The sequence below is a fragment of the Chitinophaga rupis genome (genome assembly GCF_900109685.1).
Lineage (GTDB): Bacteria > Bacteroidota > Bacteroidia > Chitinophagales > Chitinophagaceae > Chitinophaga > Chitinophaga rupis.
In genome coordinates, this window is sequence record NZ_FOBB01000002.1 from 381,324 (window position 1) to 398,217 (window position 16,894).

At 50.7% G+C, this 16,894-nt stretch carries 10 protein-coding genes; 1 reads left to right on the top strand and 9 read right to left on the bottom strand.

The annotated features are described in order from the left end of the window. Positions 1-4 precede the first annotated feature (4 nt). The gene (locus tag BMZ54_RS08755; RefSeq protein WP_143080944.1) at positions 5-1,267 is read left to right on the top strand and encodes a hypothetical protein; all 1,263 of its coding nucleotides are present in this window, start codon (positions 5-7) and stop codon (positions 1,265-1,267) included. A 3-nt stretch (positions 1,268-1,270) separates the two neighbouring features. Here BMZ54_RS08755 and BMZ54_RS08760 read toward each other — a convergent pair whose 3' ends face one another. The 9 genes from BMZ54_RS08760 to BMZ54_RS08800 all read right to left on the bottom strand — a co-directional run bounded on the left by BMZ54_RS08760 (position 1,271) and on the right by BMZ54_RS08800 (position 16,879). Then, on the bottom strand, positions 1,271-2,887 hold the full coding sequence (locus BMZ54_RS08760; RefSeq protein ID WP_089909318.1) for a hypothetical protein: 1,617 nt from the start codon (positions 2,885-2,887) through the stop codon (positions 1,271-1,273). A 25-nt stretch (positions 2,888-2,912) separates the two neighbouring features. Then, positions 2,913-5,492 carry an eCIS core domain-containing protein gene (locus tag BMZ54_RS08765; RefSeq protein ID WP_089909320.1) on the bottom strand — a complete coding sequence of 860 codons (2,580 nt, stop codon included), beginning with the start codon at positions 5,490-5,492 and terminating at the stop codon, positions 2,913-2,915. Positions 5,493-5,504: 12 nt separating this feature from the next. Next, entirely contained in the window at positions 5,505-7,454 is a 1,950-nt protein-coding gene (locus tag BMZ54_RS08770; RefSeq protein WP_089909323.1) for an eCIS core domain-containing protein, read from the bottom strand. A gap of 16 nt (positions 7,455-7,470) precedes the next feature. Then, positions 7,471-8,415, bottom strand: a complete 945-nt coding sequence (locus tag BMZ54_RS08775; protein ID WP_089909325.1) for an eCIS core domain-containing protein — start codon at positions 8,413-8,415, stop codon at positions 7,471-7,473. 148 nt (positions 8,416-8,563) lie between these two features. Further along, positions 8,564-8,842 carry a hypothetical protein gene (locus BMZ54_RS08780; protein ID WP_089909329.1) on the bottom strand — a complete coding sequence of 93 codons (279 nt, stop codon included), beginning with the start codon at positions 8,840-8,842 and terminating at the stop codon, positions 8,564-8,566. Between the two features lie 69 nt (positions 8,843-8,911). Further along, positions 8,912-10,282 (bottom strand): eCIS core domain-containing protein, encoded by a 1,371-nt coding sequence (locus BMZ54_RS08785; protein ID WP_162277501.1) that lies wholly within the window; start codon positions 10,280-10,282, stop codon positions 8,912-8,914. 10 nt (positions 10,283-10,292) lie between these two features. Then, entirely contained in the window at positions 10,293-11,681 is a 1,389-nt protein-coding gene (locus BMZ54_RS08790; protein WP_202909188.1) for an ATP-binding protein, read from the bottom strand. A 219-nt stretch (positions 11,682-11,900) separates the two neighbouring features. After that, entirely contained in the window at positions 11,901-13,295 is a 1,395-nt protein-coding gene (locus tag BMZ54_RS08795) for a contractile injection system tape measure protein (protein ID WP_089909335.1), read from the bottom strand. Between the two features lie 44 nt (positions 13,296-13,339). Further along, positions 13,340-16,879 (bottom strand): hypothetical protein, encoded by a 3,540-nt coding sequence (locus tag BMZ54_RS08800; RefSeq protein WP_089909338.1) that lies wholly within the window; start codon positions 16,877-16,879, stop codon positions 13,340-13,342. Between the last annotated feature and the right edge of the window lie 15 nt (positions 16,880-16,894).

The window sequence follows — 16,894 nt, forward strand, 5'->3', positions numbered from 1 at the left end:
TTATATGAAATCCCTTATTATCTGTTGCTTACTATTGCTTACACTCATTGCTGATCATGCGCCTGCCGGTAATCCTTATTATGATTTCCCGGAGACGATCATCGCACATAGCCAGGACAATATAAAAAACGGCACATTAAGCCAGCTGTTAGCCATTTGCGGTTATTACCGGGAGAGCATGCAGTATGAGGATAGTTTAGGGGCGGTAAAGCTTTCATTAGCCAGCTACAAAGTAACCGCTGCAAAACCGGTGATCATTAATGAAGCCGGGAAATACCGTTTTTTACTGATCAACGAAGCGCATAACAGGCCCCAGCACCGTTTGTTCACCAAATCTTTATTAAAGGAGCTGTATGCGAAAGGATACCGCGTATTTATGGCGGAAGGCATCCAGCAGGGCAATACCCTGTCCGCAAAAGGTTACCCGGTGTCAACAGACGGCCGCCTGCTCAATGAACCTAATTATGCATCCCTCCTGAGATACGCGCGGAAATTGGGTTATAAGATCTATGCTTATGAGTATGAGCCTCCAAAACAAACCTGGGATGATAGTATTAAGCTGGATCAATACGGCTCCATGAAATACCTCAGCTATGAGCCAAAGGATTCCATGAGTGTAATACGTAATAAAAATGGAGAAATAACCTGGCTGCATTACACATCCGTAAGAGAGGAACAACAAGCTGCCAATATTGTAAAGGTAATGAAGGAGAACCCTGGCGCCCGTTTCGTTATTCACGTAGGATACGCCCATTTGCAGGAATGCTGTTACATGATGACCAGCCAGCTGAAAACGCTACTGAACCAGGAAGATGTATTCACCATTAATCAAACCAATCTCGATGAAAGACGAACCATCTTAGATACTGCCACCGGTGATATTGTTAGCCGTCCGTTCTTTTACCTGCTGAAATATAAGGATCAGCATAAATTTTACCGGAATGCGGAGGGTGGTGCAGTTGATCTGAATGTTTTTAATGCACAATTAAAAGATTCACTGAACCGGCCGGGTTATTTATGGATGGATGTGGAAAAGCGTTTCCCTTATTACATTCCGGCCAGCCAGTTAAAAGACGGCCCTTGCATATACAGTGCTTATGATGCTGCAGAATATGCAGCAGAAGGCAGTAATACGATCGCTAAAGATGTTATTTGTGTGAAGAATGTAAATGCTGCGCCGCCCTTATTGTTATACAAAGGCAATTATACCATTGTAAAGAAAATGCAGGATGGCAGTTATAGCAGCTTTACTGCCAATATTCCATAACCGCTACCGGGGCCTGTTCCCTGTTCTCAGTGCAAACGGTGTTGCGCCTGCAGGCAGGCCTGCATTCAGTAATCCCAGCAATCTGGTGAGGTGCCGTGTATTTACATTGGTCGAGTTGTAAGAATTACCCATAATAGTATCTGTACGGTTTGCTGTTACTGCAGCTGCGCTGTTTAGCGCCGGTGCGGCCTGCGGAGTGCCGGTCATGCCCTCCATACTGGAAAGGGAGCGGTCCTGCGCGCTCATAGTGGGGAACGCAGCTGCTATTTCTGCATTACTGCCCGGCAGCTGGTATTCATCCGAAGCACCGATGATATGCCCGAATTCATGTGCTACCGTGCCATTGGGCACGTTCAGGAACCAGCAGGTTTGCTCGGAACGGCCGGGACCCAGGCTGGGGTCGCAGCTAAGCGTATTATTAGTCATTACGCGGATGGAAACTGCATCCGGATCAGCTTCAGAAAGGAACAACGGCACAAATACCACATTATAAGCCTGCGTACCGTTACTGATATGGAAATGACCGTTCCATACGCTGGTAATAGCATTCATCCAGCGCGTATATACACCGGCGTTAGCACCCAGGAAATAAAAACCGCTGCAGCCGGCAGCGCCGGCAGTGGGACAGGCCGCGGTATTATTTCCGTCCACAAACCGCATGCGTACTATTACCCGCAGCTCTGTACCGGAGATATAGCTGTTGGCTGAAATATTTCCTGTAAACTTTTGCATAGCATAATTACCACCACCCACCGGCTGCTCATAATGCGCTTCTTCATAGGTGGTACTATGCCGCTGGCTGATGTTGGCATCGTCCCGGTGATCGATCAAACGAAGCAGCTCATTCTGCAAAGGATCGCCGCTGAACTCTACGGTCACTACTTCGCGCAGCATGGTGAAATAAATATCGCGGTCATAATCAGGGGCGCTCTGTAATACTACAATGCTCAGCATATCTGCCAGCAGGCGTGCATCGTGGTTAGATACGGCCATGGTTAAATGCAGATGCGGCTCAGGGGTATGATTATGGAACTGGAGAATGGTGTACACCGTCCATAAAGTACGGCCGCGGAAATACCGGCGTATGGTGCCAAAGAATACCGTATCATGGATCAGCAGGTCGGCTTCATCCGGTGTAAGGCTGCGTAAGCGGTTCAGAAAGGTAATCCCATCTGCCCGTGCGCCGGTTAAAGGTTCCAGCACCCGCTCGCGTATTATGCGCGTTCTTTCCAGCCTGGCCTGGTTATCTGCGCTGATAACGCCTTCTATCATCCGCATAAATTCATCATGCGGTGTGGCAGGTGCGGCCGGTGAAGGTGCTTCCTGTTTTTGTATAAAGGGTGTTAGCGGTTTGCGCTGCACTTTTTCTTCTTCCTCGCAATGCGCACATTTACGTTGAATGAAAGAAGGTTCAGGCATGCGCATAACGGTATCGGCTATATTATCCGCTTCCTTTTCCAGGGGATCATCTACCGCGCCTACATTTAGCCGGCATTGGATGGGCAGCCGTTGCAGCGGCTCAAAAGCACTACCGGCAGCAAGCGGCTGCGTAAGCATTGCAGGCGCTTCTGCGGCCGGCGCCTGTTGTGGCTGAGGTGTTATGGTGCTGTGTGTTGCCATTGGTAAATGATCTGTTAAAACATTATCAGAAAACAGGCCTGCTGTTCACATTAAACATAAATTCCCGCCAGTGTCCGCGAATAAAGCTGAACTGGGGTTCCATGGCCCATAATGAACACAGGCTGCTTTCTATTTCCGTTTGATGGCCACTGGCAAATTCCAGCAGCGCCTGTGATATGGGATAGTAAGACCAGTGCCAGCGTTCTTCTATATAACCGTTGCGTAAAAAGGCAGAGCCCATGGTAAATGATTGCAGGAAACCGTAGGTAGATGCATTGCGCTGCAGCCAGCTGTATTCATCCGTAAAGCTGCCGGTGCCTTCCCATTCTGCAGGGTTCATATCAGGGTCAATAATATCAAAGTCGGTACCCCAGTGGTGGCGGGATATGCCCGGCGCAGAAGAAGCCTGTAATATTTCCTGCTGCCGTTCATCTACGGTTAAGGCACGTGCGCCTGTAGGCATGGGCGTGGTGGTGCTGGGTGCATCTATCCCCCAGGCTACTCGGTGCCTGAGATTGCGGGTATCCCAGCGGGTTTCAGCGGGTAATATCAATGTGCCGCAAACAGTGCGTGCGTGATCGGTAATGCGGTCAAAGGGCCTTCTGCGGGTAAAGTTGAACTTACTGTTCCAGATATCCTGCTGTTCGCTGAAGCTCCTGCGGGGCGATTCTATAGAAGCGCCGCCGCGTGGTAATGTAATGCCGGAGCCAGGGCGTGCGGCTGCCAGCTCCAGTGCCCGTGTCATACACTCCACCTGCCTGCGCGCTTCCTGCATGGCAGCGCGCGGCGGTGTACCGGTGCCAATGATCCAGCCAATGGTATCCGGTACCGGTAAGGCTGCAATCTGCGATGCCCAGAAGGCTTTCCGCACATCCAGCGCTGCCTGGTCGGCAAAAGTAGTGCAGCGGCGTGGCAGACCTTCCGGCGGCGCTTCTCTTTCCATAGGGGCCGGGGTAAGGCTTGCCTGCCCTATTACGCGTATGAATTCGCGGATCACATACACAATGCCATCAATGAGGTCTCCTATGGTAAAATCATTATCCGTTGTGGTGGCAGCGCCGGTAGCTGCAGCAGGTGCGGGCATCAGCAGGAACTGGTGTATGCCTTCCAGGTAAGGCCGGTATACGGAGGCATCAGCTTCATAGCCTGGTACCTCAATGGTCACTACTGTTCTGCCATAACCGGAGGCCCAGGTACCCAGTGAGGTACCCCTGCCGGCTACTACGCTGGTAGCCTCACTTTGAATAGGATATATTAAGCTGAAGGGAGAGCTGCCCGTAGATGTGCCGCCAGCGCTGGCCGGCGGGTACATGCTGGCGGGCAAGCTCCTGGTGGGTGTATTACCCGGTGAGCTGCCTGCGCCGCCGCGGCCAATAGTAGCCCTGATCATACGTTCTGTTAGGTCCATGGCTGCCAGGTTGCGGCTGTCGCAGGTGAAGGCGCGGCTTCTTTGTCCGCTGGTGGCAACCGGTGGGTAGGAGCGTATATCATCTGCTACGCCTGTGCCGGTACCGGAAACCGTTCTGTTATGAATAGGATCCAGGAAAACACCGCCCTGAGAGGTAGTGCTGATGGCATGTATGCTGAGTATACGCTCCGGATCAAATTCATTCACCGCCTCTGTGATCAGCGTTGCAATGGGATTGCGGCTTACATAACCGGTACCGAATTCCCGGTTCAGATCATTCACACGAGTAGCGCCGCTGCCGCCGGTACGGTTATATCCCGCGCTGGCAGGAATGGGGTTGGCTGTTATAAATAAAGTATGAAAGTCCGGGTGAAAGCTGCTGTTTAATTCTGCCAGCGCTTCCTGTCCCAGGTGTCCTGCGCTGCGTTCTCCCTGGTGAATGCCTGCAATCACCAGGGCCCTGCGCTGGCCGGTGTTGGTGCTGCTGCCACGGAAGAAGTATGAATCCGGTGAAGAGGTAATAGGATTGCCCGGCGATGTGCCGCCGGGAGGCATTAGCTCACTGGGCCTGAAACGCCGCTGTATAAGTGGTTTGCGGGCTATATCGCTTTGCTGTAAGGTATGGGTTAGCTCATGCGCTAACAGGTGTTTGCCCTGTGCTGATTCCGGCGTATACTGCCCGTTGTTGAAATAAATATCGTTGCCTACGGTAAATGCCTGTGCATTCAGCTGCGCTGATAATTGAGCTGCATCATTGCCGGTATGAATGCGTACGCCCGAAAAATCTGCGCCAAAGCGGCTTTCCATGAAATGCTGCGTAGGCGCGGACATGGCGCTTCCGCTACCCTGGCTTGCCTGTATGCCGCTGCTTACCGCTTCACTAACCGGGCTGCTGTTACTTTCCGTTGCTTTTTTTTGAATGAAGGATGTCAATGGTTTGCGCTGCGCTTTTTCCTCTTCCTCACAATGCGCGCATTTACGTTGTATAAAAGAAGGTTCCGGCATGCGCATAACGGTATCGGCTATACTATCCGCTTCCTGTTCCAAAGGATCATCTACTGCGCCAACGGTGAGCCGGCATTGGATAGGCAGCAGCAAGGGTTCCGCTGTATCCTGCATGGGTTCCATAGCAGCTGCTGCGGGAACAGCAGCCGGTGTAGCTTGTGGAGCGGATAATATGGACGTATTTGCTGACATACTATACTGTTATCATGGACAAGCATTACGGAGTGTAGGACAGGGATCATTCTGACCTGGCGGGCATAACGCCGTGCCGCCTGCTGCAATTTCTAAAATAACATCCCAGGGGTGTGCTATGAGCCTGCGCCTGAAACATTCAAAAGCATCGCCGGTATGCAGGTCAAAGTTCATGCGCGTGGTAATACAGGGTACTGTTAATGCATCCAGACCATTGCGGATCTCTGCACCGGGTAAAAATGCGTTGGTGATCAGTGTTTGTATATTGGCAGGAAGAGAGGGCAGATCAGCTGCGCGCCATGCATACGTAGGATTGGTAGTGGAGGTTGTATCCTCTGCCGGGAATAATGCCGGTGCACGGAAGTTAGCAGGATCTGCCAGCTGCCTTCCCCTGGTAAAATCGCCCGAAACGCCTGCGCTGTAAGCCTGCCGCCCCTCCTGGAAGCTAAGCGTAATGGCTTCTGTAAGCATTTGCTGCGTTTGTTGCTGCGGCGTAGTGGCCGTTGCGCCGCTTGCAGGGAATAAAAATCCATCGCCTACTGCACGCCAGTGAAAAGGCGATCCGGTAGTGGAGCCGGCGGGCCCGCGGCTGCTCACAACATCCAGCCCGGCATTATCTGCATCATGCAGCACTTTGGAAATAAGATCGCCAATAGAAAAAGAGGTGAGGGTGGTGCCGCCCATAGAGCGTACTACGGGGCTGATCTCATTTGTTAACATATCTACCGTCATCACGTAGCCTATACGGTCCCTTTCATTAATATGGCTGGCCATGTAACAGCTGATCATGCGGATCATGTTATCTACAAAGCCCGGGTACATGCCATTCCAGTGCCGTTGTATGTTACCGCGCTGCGTGCGCACATGCCCTGCAGAGAATGCATCTGTTAAAAAGTGCTGTGCAAAACCTTCGCGCGCCTGCCAGGTCCATCTTCTTACTACCAGCGGGTTAAGGCCTTCTGAAAAAGCATCTATCATAGCCTGCGCATGTATATCCGCATAACGCTCCCGGTTACTGTTACCGGCTGAGCTGCCGGTGGAGAAGTGAGTTTCATTACGTGCGGCCAGCCGGTTGTACCGCTCCTCTACGGCATCAATGGCGGACCGCGATACGGTAGGCCGGGTGCGGGTAGGGTTCACCTTCCACAATACATAATCGATCTGCTCACGGCCAAAGGTGCCGTAGCTTTCTGCCAGCGTGGCTATTTCCTCAATGCTTTCAAAATAGTCACCGGCCATGGCTATCATCTCCCCAAAAGTTACCGTTCCATAAGAGGTGATGAGCGCACGGTCGCTCACTGCGCTATCGCCTATCCGCCGGTGCTCATCTGACCCGAACCTGCGGATAGTAGCGCCCTGCTGTTGTATAGTATGGGTAAGCTCATGCGCCAGTAAATGTTGCCCATCGCTGGTTTCCGGTGAGAATTTGCCGCTGTTGAAATAAATATCATTGCCTACGGTAAATGCCTGTGCGGATAGCTCATTGGATAATTGTGATGCATAATCCCCGGTATGGATCCGCACGGAGGAGAAATCTGTTTCAAAACGGCTTTCCATAAAGCTGCGCGTAGTGGAAGGCATGGTTTGCCCGCCGCCCTGCGTAGCGCTTATCTGGTTACTAACTTGTTGACTAACGGAGGTATTACCACTGCTGCCTGCTTTCTTTTGAATAAAGGAGGCCAGCGGTTTGCGCTGTGCTTTTTCCTCTGCTTCGCAATGCGCACATTTACGCTGAATAAACGATGGTTCCGGCATGCGCATTACACGGCCGGCCATATCATCGGCTTCTTTTTCCAGCGGATCATCTGCTGCGCCAACTGTTAGCTGGCGCTGAACGGGCAACCATTGCAAGGGTTCCATACTTTGCTCCGGCAGTGCGGTGTCACTTATCATTGCAGTAACAGGCGCTGCAGCGGCGGCAGTAGCGGGGTTTGTAGTTGACTGGTGTGTTTGTGCAGACATTACTTTTTATTATCCGTTAATACATCATCATACTCTGTGGATTACATCCCTGGTAGCAGAAACCTCTCAGGTACCAGGGTTCTGCATCGCAGGCGTGATAGCATGCCATCATTCTTTCTCCTTCCCGGTCGCTGTTATAACGCCTGCTTTCCCAGAAAGCACCCCAGCCTTTTTGCCAGATGCCGCCACGGTCGTTCCAGGTATGATCCCATGCGTTGGTTGATGAATCGTAATCATCTGGTGTACCGGCGCAGTCGGGGTAGGCATGGTTCCTGTCTACCAGCACCCCGCTGTGATCATAAAAACATTCGTTCATGGGATCTTGCGGTGAAGGGCGCCTGTCTTCCAGTATGCCGCGGAAACCGCAATGGAACCAGTAGCTGTTGCCATGGTAAGGTACCCAGCCGGGAGGCACGGGGTCAGCATCATTCAGGTGCGCAGGGCAGGGGGCCATACGCTGTATCATTTTACGGCCTATGCCTTCATTTTGCTGTAAGGTATGCGTAAGCTCATGCGCTAACAGGTGTTTGCCCTGTGTTGATTCCGGCGCATACTGCCCGTTATTGAAATAAATATCGTTGCCTACGGTAAATGCCTGCGCATTCAGCTGCGCTGATAAATGGGCGGCGTCATTACCGGTGTGGATGCGTACATCAGAGAAGTCGGTCCCAAAGCGGCTTTCCATAAAGCTGCGGGTATTACCGTTCATAGGCTGCCCGCTGCCTTTGCTGGATTCTATCTGGCTACTTACGGCTGCAGGGGCGGTGGAGGCGCTGCCGGCTTCTTTCTTTTGTATGAAAGAAGCGGAGGGTTTGCGCTGCGCTTTTTCTTCCGCATCGCATTGCGCGCATTTGCGCTGGATAAAGTTGGGTTGCTGCATGCGCATTTGGTGATTATGCATAGGGTTATGCGCTGCGGGCGTATGCTGTTTTTGGAAGTTAATGATAGTATGTTCCGGCATGAGGTTACGTTGTGTATTTAATGGATGTTATTTTATATCCATTACTTCGCCGCCGCTTCCGTGCCTGTGCAGCAGGGATAGCATTGAAAGCAATGGCGGTAGATGTACGTTGGGGCATATTCAAGGTTTTATCAAACAACAGCGGTTATTATTGTGCTGCCGGCACTACCTTCCACTGTGCATGCTGTATGATCTGCTGGATGCCTCTCATGGATTGTACCCATTTACCTTCTGCATTTTTACCGCTTTGCTGTGAGTGGTCAATTACAGAGAGCTCGCCGGTTACTTCCACGGTTTTCTCGTATATGCTATCCGGCCAGCTGGATAGCTCGTGAATGTAATAATTGCCTTTTTCCGTTCTTACAACGGCGCCTGCTTTTGCATTTAATGCAGTACCGGTCACTGTAATTATTTTATCCTGGTTCATTTGCTGTTGTTTTTGGGATGGAGTGCATGAACAAAGCACAAGCAGTGCAACATACCATCTATACATAAGTTAAAGTGTTTTCACCACTACGCAAAAGATCTGCCTGTCAAAATCGAGCAGGGGTTTGGAATAGTAGTCCAGTGAGCTTTCATATGCTCTCATATCGCCCATATGAGCGGGCGCAGCGCCAGGGTCATGTGCATGATTGGCGTGCCACCACATACCGGAATCTACGTCATAATAACCAAAATCAAAGTTAATATAATCTGAGCCGGAAGCATCATCCGGCCGCCAGGCGTCGCCGCTGGTTAACCGGCTATCGTAATCCGTCATATCTACCTTTCCGGTGGCGTCCGGGGCATAAGGCTTGCCGCCTGACCAGAAGCGCATGGAGAATATAACGGCTTTCTTTTTCTTGCTGTCCCCGGCTGCTTTAATGGCTTCATTTTTAGCGCGGGCAAATTTGAGGGATTGTTCAAATGTGTGGAAACAGTTATTCAGGTTACTCAGGGGATCCATACCGGTATTGGCGCCGCTGATGCCTACGCAGCCCCTTTCCAGCTCTGTTCTTTCAGATGAAGTAATGGGCCGGCCTTTTTCCGCTTCCCAGCGTTTTACATAATCATCCAGGGATATTTCATTGTGCTTCATGCCGGTGGGATCGTTGGGTATGATCAGGTCCGGCAGAAAGATCTTTTGCCCTACGGATATTTTATTAATGTTCTTGATCTCCGGGTTATTCTTTTGTATAGCGGCTGTGGTGGTGCCAAAACGCGTGGCAATAGTGCCCAGCGTATCGCCGGCAGCTACGGTGTACATCCCTATTAAGGGATCAAACTGGCCGCCTGCTGTTTTGGATTTACCGGCGTCTTTGATGGGTGCGCGCTGCACCTGCAGGCCATTGCCCTGCTGCAGCACATGGGTAAGCTCATGCGCCAGCAAATGGTTGCCTTCCTGCGTTTGCGGCGCATACCTGCCGCTGTTAAAATAAATATCGGTACCTACGGTAAATGCCTGTGCATTCAGTTCATTTGAGAGCTGCGCGGCCTCATTTCCCTGGTGAATATTTACCGAAGAAAAATCTGCACCAAAGCGGCTTTCCATAAATGCACGGGTAGGCTCAGCCATTTTATCGCCACTGCCTCTTGAGCTGTTAATTTGCGCGCTGACAGTATCGCTTGCAGCAGTACCGCCTTCAGCTTCTTTCTTCTGTATAAAAGAGGGCAGGGGCTTGCGCTGTACCTCGTCTTCCGCTTCACAGGCGGCACATTTCCGCTGCGCGGTTTGCGGATCGGTCATTTGTGTCACCTTATCGGCCAGGGCTTCTGCTTCGGCTTCCAGCGGGTCATTTACATCACCTACTGTTAGCGGCGTATGTGCAGCTGCAGCGGGTGTTGCCGCTGCCTTGCCTTCATTGGGACCGGTTTTATTGGTGTGCATAACTACCTGTTTAAATGGTTTTGCCTTCTTTTTTAAACTCCTTGCGGATGCCCTGTAACAGGTCATCTACTAGTATGTGGCTGTCGTTGCGGTTCAATGCCATCAGTGATGCATATTGCACCACGTTCATGATAGAACCGCCTGACAGCTCATATTGTTGTGCAATACGTTCCAGCTCATCCGGCCTGGGAGGCTGGCATTGTTTGCTGAATGCATTGTTCCAGAGCCGCAGCCTTTCCCTGGTGCGGGGCGCCTGGAAGTGGATGATGGCCTGCAGGCGGCGGGTAAAAGCTTCATCTACGTTATTACGCATATTGGAAGCCAGTATTACCAGCCCGCGGTAATCTTCCAGCCTTTGTAACAGGTAGGCTATTTCCTGATTTGCATATTTATCGTGGGAGTCGGAAATGCTGGTGCGTTTGCCGAACAGCGCATCTGCTTCATCAAAGAATAAGATCCAGTTCTTGTTCTCTGCTTTCTTAAAAACTTTTTCCAGGTTCTTTTCCGTTTCACCAATGTATTTGGAAACAACCATGGAAAGATCCACCCGGTACACTTCCAGGTTATAGAGCTTGCCCAGCAGGGCGGCAGTTAAGGTTTTGCCGGTGCCGGGAGGGCCATGGAACAGCGCTTTGTAGCCGGGTTTCAGCTTTTTGCTCATGCCCCAGCTTTCATATAAGGTAGCGCCATGCTGTACCCATATACGCAGCTCATCCAGCTGCTGTGCAGTATAGTCATCTACCACCAGGTCGGTCCAGTTCAGGGAAGTGCTTAAGCGCCTGGCCGGAAACTCCATACTGAAGTTGGGTTTGCGGAACTGACCTGTGGTAAAAAAATCAACGTACTCTTCTGAAATGCTCACCGGGCTGCTGTAAAAGGGTTCATTGCCCGGTGCAGGATCGATGGTAATGATCTGGTGGCCGGAGAAAATATGTTCCGGCTCAAAGAGCTTGTACAGGCGGAAGCGGTGTGCCAGGTCATTGCCGGCCAGCAGGAACAGCGCAGTTTCAATAGTAGGTAAAAAGCCGCTGTGCCGCGTGCCTTTGATGCCGCCAAACTCCGTATGCCCCCGGCCGGATGCTTTGTTGATGCTAAAGAAAATATCCAGCAGGTGGGGCTGCACATGTGGAATAAGGGTAAGCATTAACAGCAGCCGTTCATCCCGGCTCAGGTGATAATAGTTCACAAACTCCGCGTATACAGAGCGGTCGTTGCTGAGGTCCGGCGCGGTAGTGTCAGCAGGGTTATCGTCTGCTGTTTCTTTATTAAAATACTCGCTTAAACGGGCATTCACCACCCCGGCAAACCAGGTGATCTCTGCGGAGAGGCTGGCTGCATTTTGATCTAACCGGTTTACGGTAGTTACCGGTCCTTCCATCACGGTTGCGCCGTTGTTCATAAAAAAGCAATTAGTAATTAGCTGTTAATAATTAGCTGCTAGCAATTAGCTTTTAGCTTTTAGTGATTAGCGTTAACAGATGATCTTCACCATAAGTATAATGCAATCACTTAGCTGTTAGCAATTAGCTCGCTTTTAGTGATTAACGTTAATAGATGATCTTCACCATAAGTATAATGCAAGCACTAAAGGCTAAAAGCCAACAGCTAATAGCTTTGTTCACCATTCTACAAAGATCAGATAACCGTTCCAGGGCAGGCTGATGGTAGAAAAGCCCCAGGGAATACTGTCCAGCAGCACATCCAGGGTTTTTTGCTCCACCTGCAAACGCCAGTTCTTTTCCTGGCGGCTCAGGATACCGTCCCTTTTCAGGAAAGTTTCCCGCAGCCCGTTCACCGAAGTGTTTTTAAGCATTTTCCAATGCCCGATAATAGATTCCAGCAACAGGGTAGATTCTGCTATTTCTTTTTCTGTAAGCTCCAGATCCAGCGGCACCGGCTCATCCAAGGGCAGGCCGCAACAGATTTTTTCCATTACCAGGCTATACTCCGGCGCCTGCTGCTGCCCGGTGCACAAATATTTTAACAGATGCACTGCCCGGTAACAGGCATCTTTACTTTTCCATTCCTTACCATCCCATAATTCCAATGTGGTAAAGAAGGGACGGAGGAATGCCGCGAGCAGGATTACCCCGGCATGGCGAACAGTGTATTGTTCTTCTTCAGCATGTGTGTTATAGTCCGTTTGAAAAAGCGATCCGGGTAACAACGCTTCTTTTTTAACTGCAGTGGGAGTAGCGTCTGGTAATTGCAGGCCTTTTTCTATAGCCAGTGTTACCAATAGTGGTTCCACTACACTGCTTTCCTGTTCGGGTGTAATGATGAACAGGTTCGGCAGGTGATCAGCGAACACCTGCCATACAACATTTTTGTCTGCCGTGGCCTGTAACAGCAGGGGCGCGCTTTCAAGTATCAGGTTTACGATCTTTTCCGGTGAAGCAGCTGCCAGTGCCGGTACTGCCCGGGCACGAATGGTTTGCTGCCATTCCTGTAATAAGCCCTGCGCATTTGCCAGCGCAGGGAACAGGGTAATGATCTGCGCTTTAATGTCATTACTGAACTGTAATGCCAGGCGTTGCCACAGGTGCGGGTGCGCGCGCTGCGCTTGAAAAAAATCCAGCATTGCTGCAGGCTGCTGCTGTAACAGCTGCGCGGTAACTTCCTGCAGGTTCAGCTCTGTTTCATCAACCCACCAGGGCAGGCTGCCTTTTAGCAGAAAGTGCTGCCACATTTCCGCATAGGAAAGCTGCCTGGCCTGCTGCCGCTGCACCAGCGATATGCCGGCCAGCTTTTGCTGAAAGGCCTGCTCAAACTTTGCCAGGAACACTTCGCTGAACCGGGTATTGAAACCCTGCGGACTAAACTTGCCTAAGTCTATTTCCAGCTTATCAATGCGCAGCCATTCCTTATCATCTACATATTTGGAGCATACCCGGTCCACCACTTCCATGATCTGCTCCTGGTAAGTAAGGGAGAAGTTATAGCGCAGGTTCAGCGCCAGCTCTTCATCCGGGCAGCTAACTTCAAATTGCAGTTTATTGATCAGGTGCGACATGATTTTTTATGTTCCGAACCGGAGGTCCGGGACTTTAACTTCGTTTAACTTTTTACATCTGTTTTTCTAATTCTTACATCATCCGCCAGCCCTTTGCTGCAATCATCTTTACATACACCGCAGGGTTGCAGGGTATTGAGCACATCTACCAAAGGATTTACCTTTTCATAGCTGGGCAGCTCTGTTTGCGCCATTTCCTGCAGCCAGTCATAATACACTTTTTCAAAGCGCTGCATTTCATTGATGCCTATCCATACCACGCGGGTATATACATGTGCGGGTGATTCCGTTTGCACTGTTTTTTCCACCAGGTTGCGGAAAGTAGCATCGCGGAAACGTTTGGGCCAGCAGGGGAATACTACCGTGGTGCGGAAGGAGTAAGGATCCTCGTTATTATCACAGGGGTCTGCAGCGCAGTACAGGTCCAGCTGGAAGCTGAAGTAGATGATGAGCTGCGCTATTTCTTTTTCAATATCATCCGCTACATCCGGCGCACCGGGTTGTTTGGATTTTTGATTGAAGATAAAGCTGCTTTGCGCCAGCACTATGTCCTTATCGCCATGAATAATGAAACTGTATTTCAGCTTGGCCGGGTCTTCTTCACCATTGGATACAATGGTATAGTTCACCCTTTCTGATCCATACTCCTGCAGGTCCTTTACGCGTTTTGCCAGGTTCTCATACCGGCGGAACTTTAATGGAACGGGTGCAGTACCATCTGCAAATGCCTCCTGGAACAGGAACGACTGATCGCCTATGCTGGGGTTCACATTTTTGCGGATGTATTCCAGCACCCAGGGCAGGTTATCAAAACATTTTTCAGCGGGTATGTGGTACAATCTTTTACGGTAAGGCGGCACCTCTGTGTTTTGTCCCAGGCCAATGCCCAGGTCACAGGTGTCCAGGCAAATATCCAGCATGCCGGGTAGTATGGGGTTGCCCACTTCATCCAGTGCGCCATCAAAACGGGGGCGTAGCAGCAGGTGCTCTACCAGGTGCATGCCTTCGTCGTTATTCAGCGTGTCCATTACATGCTGCAGGCGTTTAAAGGCTTTATCACGGTCTTCGCTCTTATCAAATTTTTCGCCGGTGGCAATGGCAAGCGCTATCTCAGGGTCTGTTCCATCCCACAGCTCATACCAGAAGGTGCCTATCTGCCCGGCAGATTTGCGGCTGCGCTGGCGCAGCTCATCATGGAAATGGAAGCTGTGCCGGTCGTCTGCAAACTCCAGCAGCTCGCTGATAAGGGACTCTGTGCAGCAGCCGTCTGCTACTTCAATACTGGTAAGCAGCACGGTTTCTTTATTGTCTGGGTCCACCAGCTTGATCACATTCACATTCTGGCCTTTTTTATTCTTTTTCCAGACCTGTGTTTTGGTTTTTTCGTCGGTTTCCATCACCGGCTCTACTATGATGTAATCCGGCGCCAGCGTTCTGCGCATGGCATTACGGAAACCTAAGAGGCGGCTTACCCTTCTCTCTGTTCCGGAAACATTAGGGGTATCCCAGATATCGTTTTGTGCGTAGTTATAACCTTTGCCACGGTTGGTGCTGATCTGGTAGTACTCGCCATCCTTTAGGATGCGGATCTTGTCCTGGATCATGCGCTCCTTTATTTTATAGGGCGTAAGCCAGGTGCTGATGTTCTCATACTCACTTAAGTCTTCACTGAAGCGGGCCAGCATATGATCCAGGAAATGATTGCGGCGATCCTGGAAAATTTTAGGTGTTTCCACCAGGCTTTGGATGACGTGGGTAAATTCTTTCAGCACCTGTTCCCAGGGATTGGGTGCGCCGTGATCTACCACCAGGTCTTTAAGGTCCTCTATTTCCGTGAGGGCACGGGTAAAATAGGTGTACTTAATGGTATCGTCAAAAGTGAACAGGTCGCGGAGATGGTTCAGCTGCACCAGGTAATCTGCCAGGATCTGCTCAAAGAACATCAAATAACCTTTCAGCTGCAGGGCTTGGGTGCGGCGCTTTTCATCAGCGTCATTAGGCAGTCCTGCGCGGTCGCTTACACCGTAGCACATGGGCAGGGAGTAGGTTACCGGGTAATAATCTTCCAGCTCCATGTTCTCGCCAAGCGGTATGGGCAGGTCTACGGTATGGCCTTCCAGCTTGTACTTGCGTTCCAGCACTTTCAGGTCGTTGAACAGCTTCAGCATTCTTTCCGGCCGGCGGTCAGCAGGGCGCCCGGTATAATAGGTAAGCAGCTCCCTTTCCTTGCAGAAAATGATCTGCGACATGTTTGGTTGTATCCGGGCTACCTTGCGCTGTTCCCGCAGGAAGTTCAGCCACTGGTAGAAGAAGTTCTTATCGGGGTCTGCATCACCGGTTCCGCTGCCACTGGAAAGGTGCAGGTAGGTAATGGCTTTAATGCCTTTGATGTCGGCTATTTCGTTGATAATGTCCGACAGCCGGATGTCGCGGAAAAAATCTGTTGCTTCCAGCTCTACATCGTCTATAAACCCGTGCTTAAGGGCCGGGCCTTCAAATATTTCATCTATCAGGTAACCTCTTTCCTGCATTTGCGGGATGGTATGAAAGGGTACGGATGGGGTGAAGTATTTGTAAATGATGAAGAACATTTGGGCCAGCACCTGGTCAGGATCGGCATATTCCTCTAATGCTACGGATGCCATGATGCCAAAATCCTCGTACTCCACGCCATTAATGCTCAGAAAATCTTCGCATAAATTGCGGTGGCGGCTAAGGCGGTCCAGCACCAGCTGCCGTACTTCTTCCCGCTGGTCGGCCTGCAGCACATCTTCTTCATACTCTACCATTACATTGTACAGCCCTTCAAACTCAATGATCTTGGAGGGGAGTACGTTGTTGTTAGGGGAAAGATATTCCAGCAGCGTATTGAGCGCCGTTGTTTTTTTGTCAATATGTTTTACCTGGTCCTGCAGCTGTTCCCGTTCTGCAATAAGCGCGGCCCTTTTGGTGGGATCAATGTCCGGCATGTCTATCTGCGTGGTCAGGTCGGCGATCTTTGTTTCAGCAGCTGTTCTTGCGGCGGTTAACTTTTGCAGCAGGGCATTAATGTCCTGTGTTTTGGTGTTACGGTAAGCGCCCACCTGGTCAGTGGTAAGTGATTCCAGGCCCAGCCTGCCATAGCAGATTTTTTCATCCGCATCATCGCAGCTGCAGCCGGCTTCCTCCCGGATCTCTGCATCATTATAATCTATCCACACCGGTACTTCATAATCTTTGCTGGTTTCTATCCAGGCATTGCGCACGCCTTTAATGTCGATCACCAGCTTGCGGTAATCGTTAATAGTAAGCGCGTTGTTATGCAGTATTTGCCGGGCGGTGTAAAAGATCTGCTTCCAGGTATCGTTATTCAGCTGCTCCGGCGCCAGCAGGTCTTTAATATCAAAGTCCGTGCGGTAAGAGAGGTCCGTAATGGCGTAGCAAACTGCTTCCAGTATTGAGATGCCGGGGTCTGAATTATTATAATCCGTCCAGATATCGCTGCCCAGTTTTGAAATGTATTGTATGCCTTTGTCGCGTAACGCTGGATAATCTTCTGCGGGCAGCAGCGGATTGGATTTTATTAAATTAACTGGCTCTTGCATGTCAGCTTATTTTAT

Coding starts and splice junctions, on each gene's coding strand:
- BMZ54_RS08755 (WP_143080944.1), top strand. CDS start 5: ATGAAATCCCTTATTATCTGTTGCTTACTATTGCTTACACTCATTGCT.
- BMZ54_RS08760 (WP_089909318.1), bottom strand. CDS start 2,887: ATGGCAACACACAGCACCATAACACCTCAGCCACAACAGGCGCCGGCC.
- BMZ54_RS08765 (WP_089909320.1), bottom strand. CDS start 5,492: ATGTCAGCAAATACGTCCATATTATCCGCTCCACAAGCTACACCGGCT.
- BMZ54_RS08770 (WP_089909323.1), bottom strand. CDS start 7,454: ATGTCTGCACAAACACACCAGTCAACTACAAACCCCGCTACTGCCGCC.
- BMZ54_RS08775 (WP_089909325.1), bottom strand. CDS start 8,415: ATGCCGGAACATACTATCATTAACTTCCAAAAACAGCATACGCCCGCA.
- BMZ54_RS08780 (WP_089909329.1), bottom strand. CDS start 8,842: ATGAACCAGGATAAAATAATTACAGTGACCGGTACTGCATTAAATGCA.
- BMZ54_RS08785 (WP_162277501.1), bottom strand. CDS start 10,282: ATGCACACCAATAAAACCGGTCCCAATGAAGGCAAGGCAGCGGCAACA.
- BMZ54_RS08790 (WP_202909188.1), bottom strand. CDS start 11,681: ATGAACAACGGCGCAACCGTGATGGAAGGACCGGTAACTACCGTAAAC.
- BMZ54_RS08795 (WP_089909335.1), bottom strand. CDS start 13,295: ATGTCGCACCTGATCAATAAACTGCAATTTGAAGTTAGCTGCCCGGAT.
- BMZ54_RS08800 (WP_089909338.1), bottom strand. CDS start 16,879: ATGCAAGAGCCAGTTAATTTAATAAAATCCAATCCGCTGCTGCCCGCA.